Source organism: Spiroplasma endosymbiont of Dasysyrphus albostriatus (assembly GCF_964019495.1).
In the GTDB taxonomy this organism is placed as follows: domain Bacteria; phylum Bacillota_I; class Bacilli_A; order Mycoplasmatales; family VBWQ01; genus Spiroplasma_E.
In genome coordinates this window covers 137,879-156,448 of the sequence record NZ_OZ026447.1, presented here as the reverse complement: position 1 = coordinate 156,448, position 18,570 = coordinate 137,879, and the positions used below count along the sequence as shown (strand labels likewise).

The following is an 18,570-nucleotide window of genomic DNA, read 5'->3' as shown; positions in this document are numbered from 1 at the left end:
TTATCATTCCTTAAAAAATGCTTTTTTATAATGCTTAGTTTTTGTTTTAGTTTTTCTATGTGATATATGGATAATTTCTTTTTGTAACTTTTTCTTACCTTTTTTTACAACTTGACTATATGCAAATTTTTCTAAATGATGTAATAGTCCAGTGCCAAATAAAGTATTAACTGAAAATTTTAAACCAACACTTTTAAATGATTTATTAATATTTTCAATAGGATTATTAATAACATTTACTACTTTATGATAAGTTCTTACTATTCTAAATATTTCTCTATATACTTTAAAACTATCTCTAATTACTTGTTGAACCACTGGTGGAGCAAATGCTATTGCTTTTAATCATTTATTATGATTAACACCATAACCAATGTATCAACCACTATATCAACGATATCAATGAAATGGATGTATTTGAGTAACAAAAGTTTTTGCTTTAAGAATACTATCAACAACTGTAATTGGTTTATACTTAGGATTACGATGATAAATAGTAATTGCACATTTATCTAATGATAAAGGTTGAATTTTACAACCCATAAATACTGGTGAATTTAATGGAATTAATTGTGCATGTTTAATTGCTCTTTTCTCTGCACTAGTAAATAAATCAGTTGCTTTTTCTTTTAATTTATTAATTTTTTCAAATACTTGTTTTTCTAACTTTTCAAATTTTTCTTGTAATTTATATATACTTTCTCGTATTTTTTCAAAATATGGTGTATCTTTTCAAAATTTATTTAAACCTTTTTTTAAATAAAATCTAATATCAAAATATTTAAAAGTTTTATTTGCTTTTAAAACAAGTTGATGAATAACATTATTTTTAAAATTAAATTTAATAGCATTTGCACGAATTTTTTGTAAATCCAAAATTAAAGATTTACCATATCTATTTTCTGTATGTATTGTATGAACTAAATTTAATCAATCATGTTGGTTCATAGATAGTACTTTTTTTAAATCAGTATTAAATTTTTTTAAAAAGTTATTTGCTTTTTCGATATCTTTAATTTTAAATTTAGGAGTTAATTGTGGACTTAATTTTATTAATATATTTTGTAATAATAAGTGTTCCATTAATTTTTCTGTTTCTAGTTTTTGAAAATTATTCTTATATTGTCTTTCAGCAACATAACCTAAATCTCGTAATACTGTTTCACGATTAGGAGTAAAACTATAATTCATTAAATAACGTTTATTACCAATAATTTTATCTGTTAAAATTTCTTTTCCACTTACTTGACTAATAATTTCTTGTAAGTTTTTTACTTCTTTAATTCCAACTTGTTCTAATGTTTTAGTTTTTTGTGCTAATTTAATAAATTTAGTTGTACGATAACCACGACTAATTTTATTAAGTCCAGCAAATGCAGGAAGTATATTAAAGAAAGTATTTAATTTTGTTACATTTCCTTTTAAATAATCATAAACTTGATTAATAGTAAAATCAGTTAAAAACTCTACACCAACAGCACTAATACTAGCAACTAAATCACTAGCACCTAATCCAAGTGCAAAACTTTCACTTAATCCACCAGTAAAAGGAGCAAGTGCTACTGCTATAACTTGTACACCAATCATTTCTAAAATTTCTCATCAAAAACTTTTATTTTCTTGTTGTTTACTTATTCTAGTATGTTTTGGTTTATTTATGTTTAAAAGTATTGCTGTACTAGTTGTACCAATTGGCATGATATTAATTTCCTTTATTTAAGAGTTATTTTAATTGGATTTGTTGAACCTTTATAATTTAAATCATTAACATTTGCAGCAATAGTTATATATAAGTCACCTGCTTTTTGTTTTTGATTACTTATAGCTAACTAAAGTAATGTTTACTCATATCTTGAAAAACAAAATCAATCGCGTTTTTAATATTTGGTCAATAATTTGGTAATATTTTTCTTATATTATGTTTTATAGCAAATCAAAAATGTTCAATTGGATTTAAATTAGGAGAATATGGTGGAAGAAATAATAGTTTGCATCCAGCATTTTCAATTAATTGTTTTGTTGCTTTAGATTTATGAAACGTCGCATTATCTAAAACTATAATTTGTCCACACTTTAATACTGGAATTAGTATATTTTTAACATATGATTCAAAAATTTTACTATTGCAATGTCCTTCAAATGCTCATAGAGCTTTTAATTTACCTTTATTTAGTGCACCAATTATACTCATTCTCTTTATTTTATATGCAGGTTTATTATCAAATAATCTTTTACCTTTTTCAGACCAACCATATTTATAAAATTCATTATCATCAATTCCAGATTCATCAATATATACCAAATCTTCATTCATTATTTTCGCTATTTCTTTTAAAAAATCTTCTTGTTTATTTTTATCTCTTTGTTCATATAGAAAAGTTTTTTTTATATGTATAATTTAGTTTTTTGAAATAGTTATAAACTGTTTCTTTTGTCATATCACCAAATTTTTCAATTACTTTTTGAACTGTAACATCTTTATTTTCTGCTAAATAATTTTTTAATTCATCTAAATCCTTTATTTTGTGGCTATGTCCTTTTTGATAATTCAAAATTGGTTTTATATTTCCGGTTTTTTGCTTTCTTTTTCTTCATAAAAATAAAGTCTTTCTAGTGATATTGAACACTTTACAAATTTCTTTAATTTTCATGTTTTTACTTTCATAAACTTCTATTACTTTTCTTCGTAAGTCCTCACTGTATGGTTTTGGCATAATTTAATCTTCCTAATCTATTTTAATTATTGCTGAATTATACTTGTAAGTGCAAGAATTGTTTAAATTACATATTATTATTTTACATTATTTATGAGTAAACATTACTTTCGTTAGCTATAAATACTTTGGTCATCATATTGTACTCTTGACCATGTTGATGCACTATATTCAGTTTCTAATAATCTTGCTACTCTTGATTGAGCATATGGTTGAGCAAAATTTAATGCTATTCTTCCAGTCTTACTTCTATCAATTTGAACAATACTATAACCATAACCAGATTTAATATGACAATCTTGATAAAATAAACTATCAAAATTATTTCATTCTTTTAATTTTTCAATAGCATTTTTATATTCTGGATGTTCACTTGTTAAAGTATAACCATTACCTCATAATAATTTTGAAGCATGATTTGCTATTATTTCTTGAAGATTTATCATACATCAATTAGGAGTTAATATTTCAGTATTATGATTATTCATATGTTACTTCCTTTCAAAATAAGGATTTATATTTGCACTTAAATTTCTAATATATGGTTCTATAGCATAATCAAAAGCATCTCTGAGGTGGTCATTGCCCGGCAAAGGTATTTGTTTAATACTTTTTTCATCTCATACAGCTAATCTAAATTCATCTAATAATAATTGAGCATTATTTTTTATGTTTATATTTAAGCGTTCTGATGCCATTAAAGCCACATTCTTACCTATTCTAAATTCAAGTCTTAATTTCACACAATCTTTAAAATATAGCCATGAATTAACGTTATATTTAATTGCTGTATCATTTAACATTTCAATAAATGTATAATTACTAAAATCACAATATACAGTTAATCCATATTCATATAACAAATTATTTTCTTTTGCTAATTTAATATAAAATTCAACTACTAATTTTGCTAATTGTTTATTATCATAACGTATTAATTTATTTTCTATTTTTAAACAATCAATAACATTAACAAATTTAAAATCATAATCAAAACCTATTAATAAACATGCCATAGCATCATCTTTAAAACCATAATCTAATCCAGCACTAAATCTATAACTTGGTTGTATTACTCTACTAATTTTAGGAAGTAAATGTGAATATATTCCACCAGATTCATAACCTACTAAACCATGACTTCTTACTCTTGCAGATATCGGGTCAAGAGTTTCAATTTCTAATAATTGTTGTTTATCAGTATCTTTTAAATGAGTATTTAATTTTCAATTTTGATAATGATAAATAGTATTATCAATAATAGTAAATTGTTCATATTCATTAATTATTTGTTTTTCATTTTGAGGGCATGCTGTTACTGTTTTTTTAATAAATTCATTTAAAATACTTCAAGGATTACAACTTTCAATTTCTAATAATTGATTTGCTCCACGAATAGCATCTTTTAAATCTTGATAATCATTTTCAGTAATTTCATATCTTTCATCACTTCATATAATTACATAATCATATAAATAATTACTTGCTAATCCAGTTAATTTAACATTACTATTATCTTGTGAATGTAAATATTTACAAGTTATTTTACTACCATTAAATTCAATAGTTTTTTTAGTTTCACTAATAATAAAATTAATACTAGGATAAGTTGCTCTAATAATTTGTTTTAATTCTTGTCAACTATCATTTAATTGTTTTGACATATTACGAATTAAATAAGCATGAATATTAATATTATCTAACATTAATAAAATTCCAAGAAATTCAATATCACTAAATGTTTTACCAGATTTACGACTACCTAATTGTTTAATTTTAGTAATATTTAAAGGTTGTTTTAAATACATTCTTTTAGCAATATCTAATAAATAACCAAAATTACTTAACATTTATTCTTACCTTTATTATCTAAATTAATTGCTATAGGGGCGACGTTATCGCTATTCTTTATATCAATTTTAGTTGATAAATGATATTTATTAACATATGCTCTTTCTAAATATCATGATGAAGTATTAGCATTAGAAGTTAAATATCTTTGTAAATTTAAGTGTTCAATTTGAGAATGCGCTCAATTAATTTGTTGTAAAAAAGTATTTCTCTTTTTTTGTTTTCAAGTCCTAATAGTACTTTCTGTTATATCTAAATAAATTAACATACCTAACTTAGTAGGAACTTCTTTATTATCATTACAATGAGTAAAATAATTTATTAATTCTTGTTTTAAGACTTTTGCATCATTAAAAATTGTTCTTATTTTTTCTTCTTGCACATAAAAATCTCCTTTCATATGCTTTAAAAACACAAAAATTTATGATATAATTAATATAATCTTTAAGTTAAACTTGACAAAATAACTTATGAACTTTATTAATTACTTCATATATTTTTTTATTTAATTTTTATAATATAATTATAACAAAAAATAGCATTATACTGCTATTTTTTTATTTTTTCTTTTAATTTTAAAACTGCTTTTTATAGTTTTTCAAAATTTAAAATTCGGATTTTCTTTTTTAAATATTTTATTTGCTCAAAATAAACCAATAATATTCAATGAAATAAACATAAAAAATATACCCATTTTTTTTGTCTATGACATAATTCAGTTCCTTTTACACCTATTAATACTAGTGCAAATATTATTAAATATATTGAAAGCGCTATTGCTAATAGTGGTCATTCACCCAATTTTAACATTTTTATTTTCCTTTTCTATTTATATTTTTCTTTATTGTACATTATTTTATTAAAAAAGAAAAGATAACTAATAAAAGTTATCTTTAAACGTTAAACTAGAAATACATCACTATCAATTTTATCGTTCTCTAGTATTATACTATGAAACTAAATATTTTTCAACATTAAATTAATAAATTTGATACAATGCTTGGAGTTAAAAAATAAATAGAAAGGTGTTGAAATATGTTTAGTTTTCAAAATTTTTTAAACAATAAAATTACTGATATTTTACCAGAGTTTGTTAAAGAAGTCGAGGATTGAGATGAAAATTTTTTTCAAAATAGAAGTCCAGAAGAAAAAGAAAGATATAAAGTTTCTAAAAAACGTAATAGAACAGTAAATACTGAAATTGGATTTGCAACTTTTAATAGAAGAATATATTGAGATAATATAGAAAAAAGAACTAGATATTTTACTGATGAAGAATTTAATATTGAAAAACGTGCAAGAGTTATTAAAGATTTAAAATTAAAAATACTTAGTAATTTAATAAAAAATTTAATAACTAAAAAAACATATACACATATTCAATCAGAATATGAATATACTTATTTTTCTAAAAATTTTATTTCAAGACTTTTTAAAAATGCAAAAATTGAGAAATTTATACCAGAAGAAAAATTTAAAGTATTAGATAATCAAAAATTAAATATATGTGCAGATGATGCTTTTATTACTTGTTGAGATGAAAATGGTTTAAAACAGCAATATTGTTGTAGAATTTTAACTTTTAATCAAGGTAAAAAAGAAATTTATTCATATAGAAATAAATTACAAAATAAAATAACTGCATTTTTATTATTTAAAAGTGGTAATGGGTTAAATCAAGAACAATTATATAATTTTACAACACAAACTATTCTTAATCATTATGATATTAAATTAAATATATTAGGTGTTCAATGAGAATATCATAATTATAATTTAGTAGTTGCTGGTGATGGTGCATTATGAATTAAAGCAATGGCTACTTGATTGGGATGTTATTATATTTTAGATAAATATCATGCTTATAGTTATTTATGAAAATCTTTTGTTGGAGTTAAAGTTAAGAAAAAAGAATCTCATGATTGAACTAAATATATTGATGGTACTACTACTTTTGCAAGTGGAGATTGTAATCAATTACTTAGTTTTTTAAAACCTAATGTTAATGAAAAAGTATATAATTATTTTAAAAATAATGCTCATGGTATTGTAAATCAAAATGCTTCATGAAATATAGGATGTAGTGCTGAAAGTGATGTATATCATTTTTTAAAATCTTTAACTAATGGAGCAAAAATATATAATTTTCAAACATTAAATAATATGTTAATAGCAAAAGCAAATTATTTAAATACTAGAAGTTATATTAATAGTGCTTAAAAATTTAAAACTTAATATTTTTAAAAACTAATTTTAAGATTAGTATTTTTGTGTTACTTAAGTTGAAAAATGATAATTATATTTTTCAACATTTAGGTATTTTATGATATAATTAAATTAACAAAAATAGAAATACATCAGTTTATCGCTCTTGATGTTCCTTTCTATCCATTAATCTCATACGTCCTAACAACGCCACCCAACAAAATAACACCAGTAATAATTCAAAGCATAATTAAACTAATTAAAACTCAAATACTAATATTACCCAATTGACTAAAATTTTGTGGTACATCGTTGGAAGTTTGACCAATTAATTTATTTAAGAAAAATCCTTGTTGATTTAAACCAGGAAGAAAAGACATAACTATTGCCAATAATGATCAAGCGACAAGAACACTATAAAATACACCCATTATTCAAACAACTGCAGTTTGTAAAAATCCAAAGAAAGTCCCAGGAGTTTTTGCTAAATCTTTAAAAATTTCAACATGATTTTTACGATATTTATTACCTAAATTGATTTCAATTAATAAAATTGGTAAAGCACAGACAATTAGTGCAATAAAGAATGGAATTAAAAAGATACCACCATGTTTATTCATTTGATTAGGAAATCCCCAAATACTTCCTAATCCTACAGCAGCGCCAAGTACTGACATAATAAATCCTCATGTAGTTATGTTTTTTTTCTTTTTGCCTTTCATATAATCAGTCCCTTTATTTTTAGATAGTATTATGAATTTTACACAATAGTAATCAAAGTTACAATATATATTAGTAATATATTTTTTAATCTTTAGTTAAAAGTTATATTTTTTTATAACCATTAAAATTCAAATTTAAAAATATCAATGTATAATATTCTTAGTTATGTATATTTGATTTTTGTTTATTAGGAGGAAAATAGATGATAAAGATATTACTTACGTGTTCAGCTGGTATGAGCACTTTAAGACTAGAAGCAAATATGAAAGAATATATTAAAGAGTTAAATTTAGATTATGAAGTGAAAGCATTAGGTGCTACTGAAGCGAAAGCATCTTTTGCTAAAGGTGAAAAATGGGATGTTGTTTTATTAGGACCACAAGTAAGTTATATGAAAAATGATTTTACTAATATTATTGGAAATGCTGCTCTTAATGTTATTCCAGCAGCAGTTTATGCGATGGTTCAAGGTAAAGAAACGTTAGAATTAGCAATGAGTTTGTTAGAAATTAAAAAATAATACTATGAGCATTAAAGAAAAAGAGAAAAGTAATAATATTGATTTTGAAAAAATTTCACTTGAAATAATTTCTTCTGCCGGAAAAGCAAAATCTTTAGCAATAGAAGCAATTACTCTCGCTAAGGAAGGACAATTTGAAACAGCATTAAAAATGATTGATGAAGCAAATGATAATATTACTAAAGCTTTGCAATCACATATGAGCGTCATTGTTGAAGAAGGTAAAGGTTATCAATTATCTTTTTCAGTGTTGTTTATGCATTCTGAAGATCATTTGTTAACAACACAAATGATGATTGAAATTAGTAAAGAATTTATTAATTTATATCAATTTATAAACAGAAAAAAATAAAAATAGGCAAATGCCTATTTTTATTTAAAGTATAAAATTAATCTTTTGGTTTTTTTTCAAAATCTTCTCCATCTTTTTCTAATCCTTTAATTGGACAAAGTAGAGGATAATTTTCTTTACAATAATCACAATGTCATTTTTTCTTTTTGAAAATTTCTTTAAATTTTTTAAACATTATATTTTTTCTCTCTTTCTTATTATTTTTTTTGTAAGTATATTTTATTCTTGTTCAAGTTCTGTTCATGAGCCAGTAGTGTTAGTTACTACTTTTCATCCTGTATTACTATTTTCGAATTTAGTTTTTAATTGATTAAAATTCTCAATAATTTTTTCAGATAAAGTATATAAATCTTCGTTTGAAATATAACCTTTTCAACCACTTGCATCTCATTCGGGAAATCTAGAAATAATATTAAAAATTTCAGTTATATTTTTATTAGTATTTAAAATTTTTTGTCATTCATATCGACTTAATGCAATTTTTAAAGTATCATGTCATAAAAATTTATAATATTTTTCTATTATATTTTTATCGTGAGTATTTGGTGAAAATTGTGGTGCTAGAAAAAATAATTCCTTAGGTGCTTCATGATAAGTTACTATAATTCCATAGGTATTATATCCACGTACATTAATTAAAGATGAAAAATTATTTATTAATTTTTCAGTTAATTCATATATGCTAATCTTTTCTCATCCATTACCTTGATAAGGAAAAGATGAAGTATCATAGTATATTTTTTCTCTTAATTTTTCAAGGTCATTTAAAGAAAAAAGCTTAAATCAAGTATCTAAAGTACTGTTATTAATGTATATATACGATATAGCAAGTTCATATTGATTTTCATAGTTAGTAATAATTTTATTTTCACCATCATATTTTATTGGTTCATTATTTAAAATATTTGTAGTTTTAATTTGGGTGCTTAAAATAGAATTTAAGTTTCCTGTGGTTGTTGCAAATGTTAAAAGACTTACTGCTGTTAATAATGTTTTCATAATTATTCCTCCTTTTTTTAATTATTAATTAGAAAAAAATAAAATATTATTTTATTCTTGTTCAAGTTCTGTTCATGAGCCAGTAGTGTTAGTTACTACTTTTCATCCTGTATTACTATTTTCGAATTTAGTTTTTAATTGATTAAAATTCTCAATAATTTTTTCAGATAAAGTATATAAATCTTCGTTTGAAATATAACCTTTTCAACCACTTGCATCTCATTCGGGAAATCTAGAAATAATATTAAAAATTTCAGTTATATTTTTATTAGTATTTAAAATTTTTTGTCATTCATATCGACTTAATGCAATTTTTAAAGTATCATGTCATAAAAATTTATAATATTTTTCTATTATATTTTTATCGTGAGTATTTGGTGAAAATTGTGGCTTTTTACTAAACAAACTTCCAAAATAGTAACATAGTTCAACTCCGTATGTATTGTATCCACGTATACTAGTTAAATAATTAAGAACATTCATTAACATTTTTGATAATTTATATATATTAGGTTTTGGTCAATTATTTCCTTGATAAGGAAATTTTATGGTATCGTAGTATATTTTTTCTCTTAATTTTTCAAGGTCATTTAAAGAAAAAAGTTTAAATCAAGTATCTAAAGTACTGTTATTAATGTATATATACGATATAGCAAGTTCATATTGATTTTCATAGTTAGTAATAATTTTATTTTCACCATCATATTTTATTGGTTCATTTTTTGAAATATTTGTAGTTTTAATTTCGGTGTTTAAAATAGAATTTAAGTTTCCAATTGATGATGAAACTGTTAAAAGACTTACTGCTGTTAATAGTGTTTTCATAATCATTCCTCCTTTTTAGTTTTTTTTACTTTATATAAAAATTATTTTAATTATCTGTTTAAAATTTTACTATATTCTAAGTAAAATAAAATATAAACGATAATAAGTCAATTTTAAACATTGGATTTATTTGATAACTAAACTTTAAATTTTTTAAGAAATTTATTATAATTTTTTATACTTATAAAAATCAAAAAATAAGTATAGTATTTATATTGTTTTATAATAATTTTAATTATATAAAAGTTTTATTATTATTTTATTTAAAATAATATGGTATTGTATATAGAATGTTTTAAAGGAATATAAAGTTATGTTTAAATTAAAAGCGCCTTATAAACCAACAGGTGATCAACCTGAAGCAATTAGAAAATTAGTAGTAGCTATTAAAAATAATATTAAATACCAAGTATTATTAGGAGCCACTGGTACGGGTAAAACTTTTACAATGGCCAATGTTATTGTGCAAGTGCAAAAACCAACTTTAATTTTAGTACATAATAAAACATTAGCTATGCAATTATATGGAGAATTGAAAACTTTTTTTCCTGAAAATCGCGTTGAATATTTTGTCTCATATTTTGATTTTTATCAACCCGAGGCATATTTACCAAAAACCGATACTTATATTGATAAAAATTCTAAACAAAATCAAGAAATTGAAATGTTAAGATTAAGTGCTTTAAATGGTTTATCTATTAGTAAAGATGTTATTGTTGTAGCATCAGTAGCAGCAATTTATGGTGAACAAGAACCAACAGCATATAAAGATAACTTTTTTGAATTGAGAAAAGGACAAAAAATTAATAGAAAAGATTTATTATTAAGACTAATTAAAAATGGATATGTACGTAATGATATTACATTAGAACCGAATAGTTTTAGTGCAAAAGGTGATTTAATAAAGTTAGCTCCATCTTGAAATGATCAATTTTATTTAAGAATTAGTTTATTTGGTGATGAAATTGAAGAAATAGCACGTATTGATACATTAGGCGCTAATGTTTTAGAACGTTTTCCCTTTATTACAATTTTTCCTGCGCAAAATTATATTACTAGTAAAAGTCGTGTTGATCAGGCAGTTATTAAAATTACTGAAGAGTTAAAAATAACATTAGCACAACTAAGAAAAAATAATATGTTAGTAGAAGCGCAAAGATTAGAACAAAGAACAGAACACGATCTAGAGTCCTTAAAAGAATTTGGTATTTGTAGTGGTATTGAAAACTATTCTCGTCATTTAGAAAATAGAGAAGTGGGTTCAGCACCATATACTTTAATTGATTTTTTTCCAGATGATTTTTTAACAATTATTGATGAATCTCATATGACATTACCGCAAATTAGAGGAATGTATAATACTGATCGTAGCAGAAAAGAAACATTAGTAAAATATGGCTTTCGTTTACCTAGTGCTTTGGATAATCGTCCTTTAAATTTTAATGAATTTTCTAATAAGTTAAAGCAAGTTATTTATACTTCAGCAACTCCTGCTGATTATGAATTATCTTTAATTAAAAATGAAGTTGAACCCTTTAATGTACCAGTTCAACAAATTATTCGTCCCACGGGTTTATTAGATCCAACAATTGAAATTAAACCAACTAAAAATCAAATGGAAGATATTATTAATCAAATAAAATTACGAACAAAAAATAATGAAAGAGTATTTATTATTACTTTAACAATTAGAATGGCAGAAGAATTATCAAATTTTTTACAAGAACAAAAAATTAAAGTTGCTTATATTCATAATGAATTAAAAACATTAGAACGTACTAAAGTTTTGTTAGATTTAAGAAAAGGTGTTTTTGATGTTATTGTTGGTATTAATTTATTACGCGAAGGATTAGACGTACCAGAAGTGTCATTAATCTGTATTTTGGATGCTGATAAATCTGGTTTTTTACGTAATACTAAATCATTAATCCAAACTATTGGTCGTGCAGCACGAAATGTTAATGGTCATGTTATACTATATGGAGATATTAAGACAGAGGCAATGACACAAGCAATTGAAGAAACGCAAAGAAGAAGAGAAATTCAACTTGCTTATAATAAAAAACATAATATAGTACCAGTTACTGTTAAAAAACCGTTGAGTGAAATCGTAAGTACTAGAGAATTAGATGTTGATTTAAAAATTTTAAATTCAAGTAAAGGTAAAACAAAAATAGCTGCTAAAACAAAGATAATTGCTGATTTAAGAGTTGAAATGTTACAAGCAGCTAAAGATTTAAATTTTGAAAAGGCAGCTTCACTTCGTGATTTAATTTTGAATATTGAAAGTGAAAAATAAAGGAGTAAAATAAGTTGATCGATAAAATACAAAAAGGTATTTTGATAAGTCCAAATACTAAAATTAATCCTCATATACCAACAATATTTTTAATAAAAAATTATATTACTAAACCTAAAATTTTTATTGGTGATTATACTTATTATCATGATTTTAATGGTGAGCAAGCAGCTATTGATTTTGAAAATAAAAATATAATTTATCATTTTCCAAATATGATAGATGATGAATTAATTATTGGTAAATTTTGTTCAATTGCACAAGGTGTTTTATTTATAATGAATGGTGGCAATCATAATTATTGTGCAGTTTCAACATTTCCTTTACCATTATTTTATAAATCATTAAATTTATCAGAAGTTACAGAAAAAGATAAATTAGATAAATTTCCGATTAAATCACCAACAGTGATAGAAAATGATGTTTGAATTGGTCATGATGTGACAATCTTAAGAGGGGTAACTATTGGTAATGGGGCAGTAATTGCAGCTAAAAGTGTAGTTACAAAAAATGTGCCTCCTTATGCTATTGTTGGTGGTAATCCCGCTAAAATTATAAAATATCGTTTTTCTAAAAAAATAGTTCAAAAATTACAAAATATAAAATGGTGAGATTGATCTATTGAAAAGATTGTTGAAAATTCAGATTTGTTAAAACAAAATTTTGATAATAAAATATTACAAGAACTTGTAAAAGAAAGTAATAGTTTAAATAAAATAAAAGAGTAATAAAAAATATGAAAAAATATGGTTATTTAACTACTAAAATAGGTTTAATTGAAATCATAGTAGTTGCAGAACAAGTAGTAAAAGTTAGTTTTGTTAATACTCGTCAAGTTGCTAAGGATAGTAGTAATATAGTGGTAGTTAATTGCTTAAAACAACTAGCAATGTATTTTGATAAAAAATTAAGTGATTTTAACTTACCAATAGCTTTAAAAGGAACTCCTTTTCAAGAATTAGTATGGAGTAAAACTTGTACTATTCAATTTGGGACAACTTTAACTTATCAAGAATTAGCACAAAAGATAGGTTATCCAAAAGCAAGTAGGGCAGTGGGTTCAGCTTTAAGTAAAAATCCATTAGCAATTATTGTTCCTTGTCATCGTGTTGTTAATAAAAATAAGAATATTGTTAATTATCTTTATGGTGCTCATATTAAAAATTTTTTATTAGCACAAGAAAGTAAATAAGGTATAAGATTATTTTTTTATGATTGATTATCTTTTTTTTGATTTTTAAAATTGTTAACAATTTTAACTACATAATTTTTAATATAATAAACGGGATATCCTGCTAACATAACAGCAATTAAAATTAGTGAATTTCATAATGCTCACATATTATTATTTTGTGTACCATAATAATACATTGCTAAAAATGATCCAACAATAGCAATTATTGCTCCTAAATAACCAATAATAATGAAAAATTATTAAAAATCTTTTGGTAGTCTGGATGTTTGCGCCTTAAAAAGATAATGACTGAATTAACAATTAATTTTAAAAAACTAATAGCAATAATAAAGTAATTAGTTACTTCATACAATTGATTTCATAAAATATAAATTAAAGCAGCAAATATTAATAGTAACATAGCAGCTCATGGTATATTAGTTCTTTTAGTTGTTTTTTGAAAAAATTTAAACAAATCTTTTTCTTCACTCATTTTAAAAATTAAACGTGATTGATAAAGTAGAAATGCATTTAGTGAACCAACAAATAATAAAATTGCTAGTCCTGAAAAAATATAAGCTAAAACACGAGGAATATTAGGATTATTGATAATAGCATAATATCAAACGTTACTAAATTCTTTATTTTTATCTAATCATGAAAGTGGTTCATTAATAGTTAACAAAGCAATTAATAGTATTAAATATAAAAAGATAATTAGTCCTGTTGCAACAATTAAAGCTCAAAGTACATTTTTTCTTGGATTTTCTACTTCTTCAGTAACATAAGTTATTGCTTCAATTCCTGAATAGGCAAATAGTGTCATTGTTGTTGCTGGTAATAAAACATAAGTTGCAAGAAAAATTTTTGATAAATCTTTTTGAACTATTTCACTATTAAAGCTATCTGTATTGCCATAAATCATAGCAATAAATAAAACAAAAGTAATTGGTAATCCTTTTAAAATTGTAAAAATAATTTGTGTTTTTCCAGAACTATTTTTAATAAATATTTGGACTATAGCTAATGCAAATAAAATTAAAATTCCAAATAATTTTATCAACCATTGGTTAGTAATATGAGCTAAAGTACCAATAATATTACCTAATGCTAAAGTAGCAGAAGCAACGGCAGGACGTATGAGATTAACCCTTAGAATTATGAGTAACATTAACAATATAACTGCAAATTCTATGATTTGTTAATTTAATTATAACATATATTTTAAAAATATTAAAATATATAATTTCAAAATTACATTTAAATAACACAAAAATTCTAATCTTAAAATTAGAAATAAAAAATATTAAGTTTTAACTTATTAAGTACTATTAAGATAACTTCTAGTATTTAAATAATTTGCTTTTGCTATTAACATATTATTTAATGTTTGATAATTATATATTTTTGCTCCATTAGTTAAAGATTTTAAAAAATGATATACATCACTTTCAGCACTACATCCTATATTTCATGAAGCATTTTGATTAATAATTCCTTGTTCATTATTTTTAAAATAATTATAAGTTTTTTTAGTAACTTTATTATGATTATTTTCTAAAATAGTAATTAATTGATTATAACTACCATTTGAAAAAGTAGTTGTTACATCTAAATAATTTGTTCAATCAAGTGCTTTCTTTTGATGTTTACCACGAACATTAACAAAAGATTTTCATAAATAACTATAAGCATGATATTTATCTAAAATATAATAACAACCCAATCAACTAGCCATTGCTCTAATTCATAATGCACCATCACCAGCAACTACTAAATTATAATTATTATATTCTCAATTAATAGCAAATATATTTAATTTAATATCATAATAATTATTAATAGTTTGCATTGTAAAATTATGTAATTCTTCTTGTTTTGGAGCATTATTAGTTTTAAATAACATAAATGAAGTTATTTTCTTTTGTAATTGATTTCTATATGAATAAATTTCTTTTCTTCCTAAATTATAAGTTAAAAGTCTACAACAATATTGTTGTTTTAAACCATTTTCATCTCAACAAGTTATATAAGCATCATCTGCACATATATTTAATTTTTCATTATCTAATACTTTAAATTTTTGTTCTGGTATAAATTTTTCAATTTTTACATTTTTAAAAATTCTTGAAATAAGATTTTTAGAAAAAGAAGTATATTTAAATTCTGATTGAATATTAAAATAACCTTTTTTTGATATTAAATTTTCAATTAAATTATCTAATATTGCAAAATATAAATCATTAGTAATTCTTGCTCTTTTTTTAATACCAAATTCTTCATAAATTGGATAATAAGTTTTTTTATTTATTTCATCTCAATAAACTCTTTGTTTAAAAGTATCCATTCCAATTGGAGTATTTACTGTTCTATTACATGTTCAAGCAACTTTATATTGATTTTTATCTCTATTTAGAAAAAAATATTCATCATAATCATGGATTTTTTGAAAATATTTTGCTAAAATATTAGTGATTTCAGATTTTAGAAATTCTTTAAAACTAAACATTTTTTAACACCTTTCTATTTATTTTTTTTCCTAACTATTCTAACAAATTTACTAAATTATTGTTGAAAAATGTTTTGTTTTAGAGTATAATATTAAAGAACGATAAAATAAACTGCAAATTCTATTTACGTTTAAAAGATAACTTTTATTAGTTATCTTTTCTTTTTTAATAAAATAATGTACAATAAAGAAAAATATAAATAGAAAAGGAAAATGAAAGTGGAATATATTGCATGATGAATATTATTAGGAATATTTATAATTAGTATTTTAGGGTTTATAGGTTTATATGGTTGAAATCTATGTGAAAAAAATAAAGTTTTTGGAGTATTATTCTTAACTATTTTTCTTAATATTATAGGAACTTTTATTGGTTGTATGATTATATATAAAAAACAAAATCCAGAATTTAAATTTTGAAAAAGTTTAGGAAATAAAATTAAGAAAATGTTTAAATTTAAAAAAAGAAATAAAAAAATAGCAGTGTAATGCTATTTTTTGTTATAATTATATTATAAAAATTAAATAAAAAAATATATGAAGTAATTAATAAAGTTAATAAGTTATTTTTGTCAGACTTAACTTAAAGATTATATTAATTATATCATAAATTTTTGTGTTTTTAAAGCATATGAAAGGAGATTTTTATGTGCAAGAAGAAAAAATAAAAATAAGAACAATTTTTAATGATGCTACAAAATTAAGAGAATCATTAGAAAATTATTTTATTCATTGTAAAGAGTTTGATGAAATACCTACTAAATTAGGAATGTTAATTTATTTAGATATAACTGAAAATACTTTAAAAAAATGAAAAGAAAAAAAGAGAAATACTTTTTTACAACAAATTAATTGAGCGCATTCTCAAATTGAACACTTAAATTTACAAAGATATTTAAAGTCACACTCTTCTAATTCTTCATGATATTTAGAAAGAGCATATGTTAATAAATATCACTTATCTACTAAAATTGATATAAAAAATAATGATAATACCACCCCTATAGCAATTAGTTTAGAAAATAAGAGTAAAAATAAATGTTAGAACATTTTGGTTATCTTAATGATATTTTAAAACAAATGTATTATAAAAAATCTTTAACTGTAAAAAGAATTGACCAATTAGGTAGTCGTAAATCTGGTAAAACTATTCAAGATTTTGATTTTGAATGTAAAGCAACTGTATTACCTAATACAAAAGTTAAAACTTATGTTTTTAGAAATATGAGTGAACAATTATATGATACTTGAAATCAATTAAAAAATAGATGAGTATTATTTGCAATTGGGTTAGATTATACACTTTCTGAAACACGTAAAACTATTAAATATAAAGATAGTGAAATTGAATGTCGTGCTTTATATAAACAAAATAATAGTGAAATTAAATTAACTGGTTTACCAGATAATTCAAAATATGATTATGTAATTAGACATGTTGATGAAGCACATCAAATTGCTGAAAAAGATTGACAAGATATGGCAGATGCTATACGTGGTTGTAGTCAATTACTAGAAATTAATAGTTGTAATCCTTGAAGTATTTTAAATTATTATATTAAAAATGTAGTTACTTATTATCCACAAAATGAAAAACAAATAATTAATGAATATGAACAATTTTATTTTAATGAAAAAGATAAAAGAATTGTTCATTATCAAAATTGAAAACTTAATTATTTATTACCAAAACATGAAGGTGAAAGTTTATTAGAATTAGAAGCTCTAGACCCAATATCTGCAAGAGTCAGAAGTCATGGTTTAGTAGGTTATGAATCTGGTGGAATATATACACATTTAATTCATAAGATATCACGTTTATTACAACCAAGTTATAGATTTAGTGCTGGATTAGATTATGGGTTTAAAGATGATGCTTTAGCATGTTTATTAATAGGTTTTGATTATAATTTTAAATTTGTTAATGTTATTGATTGTTTAAAAATAGAAAATAAATTAGTACGTTATGATAATAAACAATTAGCAAGATTAGTAGTAGAGTTTTATATTAAATTAGCAAAAGAAAATAATTTGTTATATGAATATGGTTTAACAGTATATTGTGATTTTAGTAATTATACATTTATTGAAATGTTAAATGATACAGCAATTAAATATAACGTTAATTTATGGCTTTATTTTAAAGATTGTGTGAAATTAAGGTTAGAGTTTAGAATAGGTAAGAATGTGGCTTTAATGGCTTCAGAACGCTTAAATATAAGTATGAATGCACAAGAATTATTAGATGAATTTAGATTAGCAATATGAGATGAAAAAAGTATTAAACAAATACCTTTGCCGGGTAACGACCATTTACGTGATGCTTTTGATTATGCTATAGAACCATATATTAGAAATTTAAGTGCAAATATAAATCCTTATTTTGAAAGGAAGTAACA

Annotated in this window: 22 protein-coding genes; 9 read left to right on the top strand and 13 right to left on the bottom strand. The window is 22.8% G+C overall.

The window, feature by feature from the left end; genetic code table 4:
• The 6 genes from AACL11_RS01065 to AACL11_RS01040 form a co-directional block, all read right to left on the bottom strand.
• Complete coding sequence (locus tag AACL11_RS01065) at positions 1-1,698, bottom strand: hypothetical protein (RefSeq protein ID WP_338987852.1); 1,698 nt, start codon at positions 1,696-1,698, stop codon at positions 1-3.
• Between the two features lie 127 nt (positions 1,699-1,825).
• The gene (locus AACL11_RS01060; protein ID WP_338988468.1) at positions 1,826-2,326 is read right to left on the bottom strand and encodes an IS630 family transposase; all 501 of its coding nucleotides are present in this window, start codon (positions 2,324-2,326) and stop codon (positions 1,826-1,828) included.
• A gap of 28 nt (positions 2,327-2,354) precedes the next feature.
• A complete protein-coding gene (locus tag AACL11_RS01055) occupies positions 2,355-2,714 on the bottom strand; it encodes a helix-turn-helix domain-containing protein (RefSeq protein ID WP_338973555.1) in 360 nt (119 codons plus the stop codon).
• Positions 2,715-2,827: 113 nt separating this feature from the next.
• Positions 2,828-3,202, bottom strand: coding sequence for a hypothetical protein (locus AACL11_RS01050; protein WP_338987851.1), 375 nt, complete (start codon positions 3,200-3,202; stop codon positions 2,828-2,830).
• A gap of 3 nt (positions 3,203-3,205) precedes the next feature.
• Positions 3,206-4,564, bottom strand: coding sequence for a phage terminase large subunit (locus AACL11_RS01045; RefSeq protein WP_338987850.1), 1,359 nt, complete (start codon positions 4,562-4,564; stop codon positions 3,206-3,208).
• Positions 4,558-4,947 (bottom strand): terminase small subunit, encoded by a 390-nt coding sequence (locus AACL11_RS01040; RefSeq protein ID WP_338987849.1) that lies wholly within the window; start codon positions 4,945-4,947, stop codon positions 4,558-4,560. The genes AACL11_RS01045 and AACL11_RS01040 overlap by 7 nt, the downstream gene beginning before the upstream one ends.
• 653 nt (positions 4,948-5,600) lie before the next feature.
• Here AACL11_RS01040 and AACL11_RS01035 point away from each other — a divergent pair.
• On the top strand, positions 5,601-6,785 hold the full coding sequence (locus tag AACL11_RS01035; protein WP_338987848.1) for an Mbov_0401 family ICE element transposase-like protein: 1,185 nt from the start codon (positions 5,601-5,603) through the stop codon (positions 6,783-6,785).
• A 164-nt stretch (positions 6,786-6,949) separates the two neighbouring features.
• On the opposite strand, the gene AACL11_RS01030 is transcribed toward AACL11_RS01035, so the two are convergent.
• Positions 6,950-7,492 carry a hypothetical protein gene (locus AACL11_RS01030; protein ID WP_338987847.1) on the bottom strand — a complete coding sequence of 181 codons (543 nt, stop codon included), beginning with the start codon at positions 7,490-7,492 and terminating at the stop codon, positions 6,950-6,952.
• 203 nt (positions 7,493-7,695) lie between these two features.
• On the opposite strand from AACL11_RS01030, the gene AACL11_RS01025 reads away from it, so the two are divergent.
• Together AACL11_RS01025 and AACL11_RS01020 are read left to right on the top strand one after the other, a co-directional pair.
• Positions 7,696-8,013, top strand: a complete 318-nt coding sequence (locus AACL11_RS01025) for a PTS sugar transporter subunit IIB (RefSeq protein ID WP_252320477.1) — start codon at positions 7,696-7,698, stop codon at positions 8,011-8,013.
• A 4-nt stretch (positions 8,014-8,017) separates the two neighbouring features.
• The gene (locus AACL11_RS01020; RefSeq protein WP_252320479.1) at positions 8,018-8,365 is read left to right on the top strand and encodes a PTS lactose/cellobiose transporter subunit IIA; all 348 of its coding nucleotides are present in this window, start codon (positions 8,018-8,020) and stop codon (positions 8,363-8,365) included.
• A 37-nt stretch (positions 8,366-8,402) separates the two neighbouring features.
• Here AACL11_RS01020 and AACL11_RS01015 read toward each other — a convergent pair whose 3' ends face one another.
• The 3 genes from AACL11_RS01015 to AACL11_RS01005 are packed head-to-tail and all read right to left on the bottom strand — an operon-like array spanning position 8,403 to position 10,189.
• The gene (locus AACL11_RS01015; RefSeq protein ID WP_252320481.1) at positions 8,403-8,540 is read right to left on the bottom strand and encodes a hypothetical protein; all 138 of its coding nucleotides are present in this window, start codon (positions 8,538-8,540) and stop codon (positions 8,403-8,405) included.
• Positions 8,541-8,584: 44 nt separating this feature from the next.
• Positions 8,585-9,364 (bottom strand): hypothetical protein, encoded by a 780-nt coding sequence (locus tag AACL11_RS01010; RefSeq protein ID WP_338987846.1) that lies wholly within the window; start codon positions 9,362-9,364, stop codon positions 8,585-8,587.
• Positions 9,365-9,415: 51 nt separating this feature from the next.
• The gene (locus tag AACL11_RS01005) at positions 9,416-10,189 is read right to left on the bottom strand and encodes a hypothetical protein (RefSeq protein ID WP_338987845.1); all 774 of its coding nucleotides are present in this window, start codon (positions 10,187-10,189) and stop codon (positions 9,416-9,418) included.
• Positions 10,190-10,502: 313 nt separating this feature from the next.
• On the opposite strand from AACL11_RS01005, the gene uvrB reads away from it, so the two are divergent.
• The 3 genes from uvrB to AACL11_RS00990 are packed head-to-tail and all read left to right on the top strand — an operon-like array spanning position 10,503 to position 13,680.
• A complete protein-coding gene (gene uvrB / locus AACL11_RS01000; protein WP_338987844.1) occupies positions 10,503-12,488 on the top strand; it encodes an excinuclease ABC subunit UvrB in 1,986 nt (661 codons plus the stop codon).
• Positions 12,489-12,505: 17 nt separating this feature from the next.
• Positions 12,506-13,216: a CatB-related O-acetyltransferase gene (locus AACL11_RS00995; protein ID WP_422397959.1), complete on the top strand. Its 711-nt coding sequence runs from the start codon at positions 12,506-12,508 to the stop codon at positions 13,214-13,216.
• Positions 13,217-13,224: 8 nt separating this feature from the next.
• Positions 13,225-13,680, top strand: a complete 456-nt coding sequence (locus tag AACL11_RS00990) for a methylated-DNA--[protein]-cysteine S-methyltransferase (RefSeq protein WP_174481403.1) — start codon at positions 13,225-13,227, stop codon at positions 13,678-13,680.
• Between the two features lie 17 nt (positions 13,681-13,697).
• Here AACL11_RS00990 and AACL11_RS00985 read toward each other — a convergent pair whose 3' ends face one another.
• The 3 genes from AACL11_RS00985 to AACL11_RS00975 form a co-directional block, all read right to left on the bottom strand.
• Positions 13,698-13,859 carry a hypothetical protein gene (locus AACL11_RS00985; protein ID WP_338987842.1) on the bottom strand — a complete coding sequence of 54 codons (162 nt, stop codon included), beginning with the start codon at positions 13,857-13,859 and terminating at the stop codon, positions 13,698-13,700.
• Between the two features lie 35 nt (positions 13,860-13,894).
• Positions 13,895-14,839: an APC family permease gene (locus AACL11_RS00980; protein WP_422397934.1), complete on the bottom strand. Its 945-nt coding sequence runs from the start codon at positions 14,837-14,839 to the stop codon at positions 13,895-13,897.
• Positions 14,840-14,983: 144 nt separating this feature from the next.
• The gene (locus tag AACL11_RS00975) at positions 14,984-16,171 is read right to left on the bottom strand and encodes an Mbov_0401 family ICE element transposase-like protein (RefSeq protein ID WP_338987840.1); all 1,188 of its coding nucleotides are present in this window, start codon (positions 16,169-16,171) and stop codon (positions 14,984-14,986) included.
• A 213-nt stretch (positions 16,172-16,384) separates the two neighbouring features.
• On the opposite strand from AACL11_RS00975, the gene AACL11_RS00970 reads away from it, so the two are divergent.
• The 3 genes from AACL11_RS00970 to AACL11_RS00960 all read left to right on the top strand — a co-directional run bounded on the left by AACL11_RS00970 (position 16,385) and on the right by AACL11_RS00960 (position 18,568).
• The gene (locus AACL11_RS00970; RefSeq protein ID WP_338987839.1) at positions 16,385-16,660 is read left to right on the top strand and encodes a hypothetical protein; all 276 of its coding nucleotides are present in this window, start codon (positions 16,385-16,387) and stop codon (positions 16,658-16,660) included.
• A gap of 160 nt (positions 16,661-16,820) precedes the next feature.
• The gene (locus AACL11_RS00965; RefSeq protein WP_338987838.1) at positions 16,821-17,216 is read left to right on the top strand and encodes a terminase small subunit; all 396 of its coding nucleotides are present in this window, start codon (positions 16,821-16,823) and stop codon (positions 17,214-17,216) included.
• Positions 17,210-18,568, top strand: coding sequence for a hypothetical protein (locus tag AACL11_RS00960; protein WP_338987837.1), 1,359 nt, complete (start codon positions 17,210-17,212; stop codon positions 18,566-18,568). Before AACL11_RS00965 ends, AACL11_RS00960 begins: the two co-directional genes overlap by 7 nt.
• Positions 18,569-18,570: the final 2 nt, after the last annotated feature.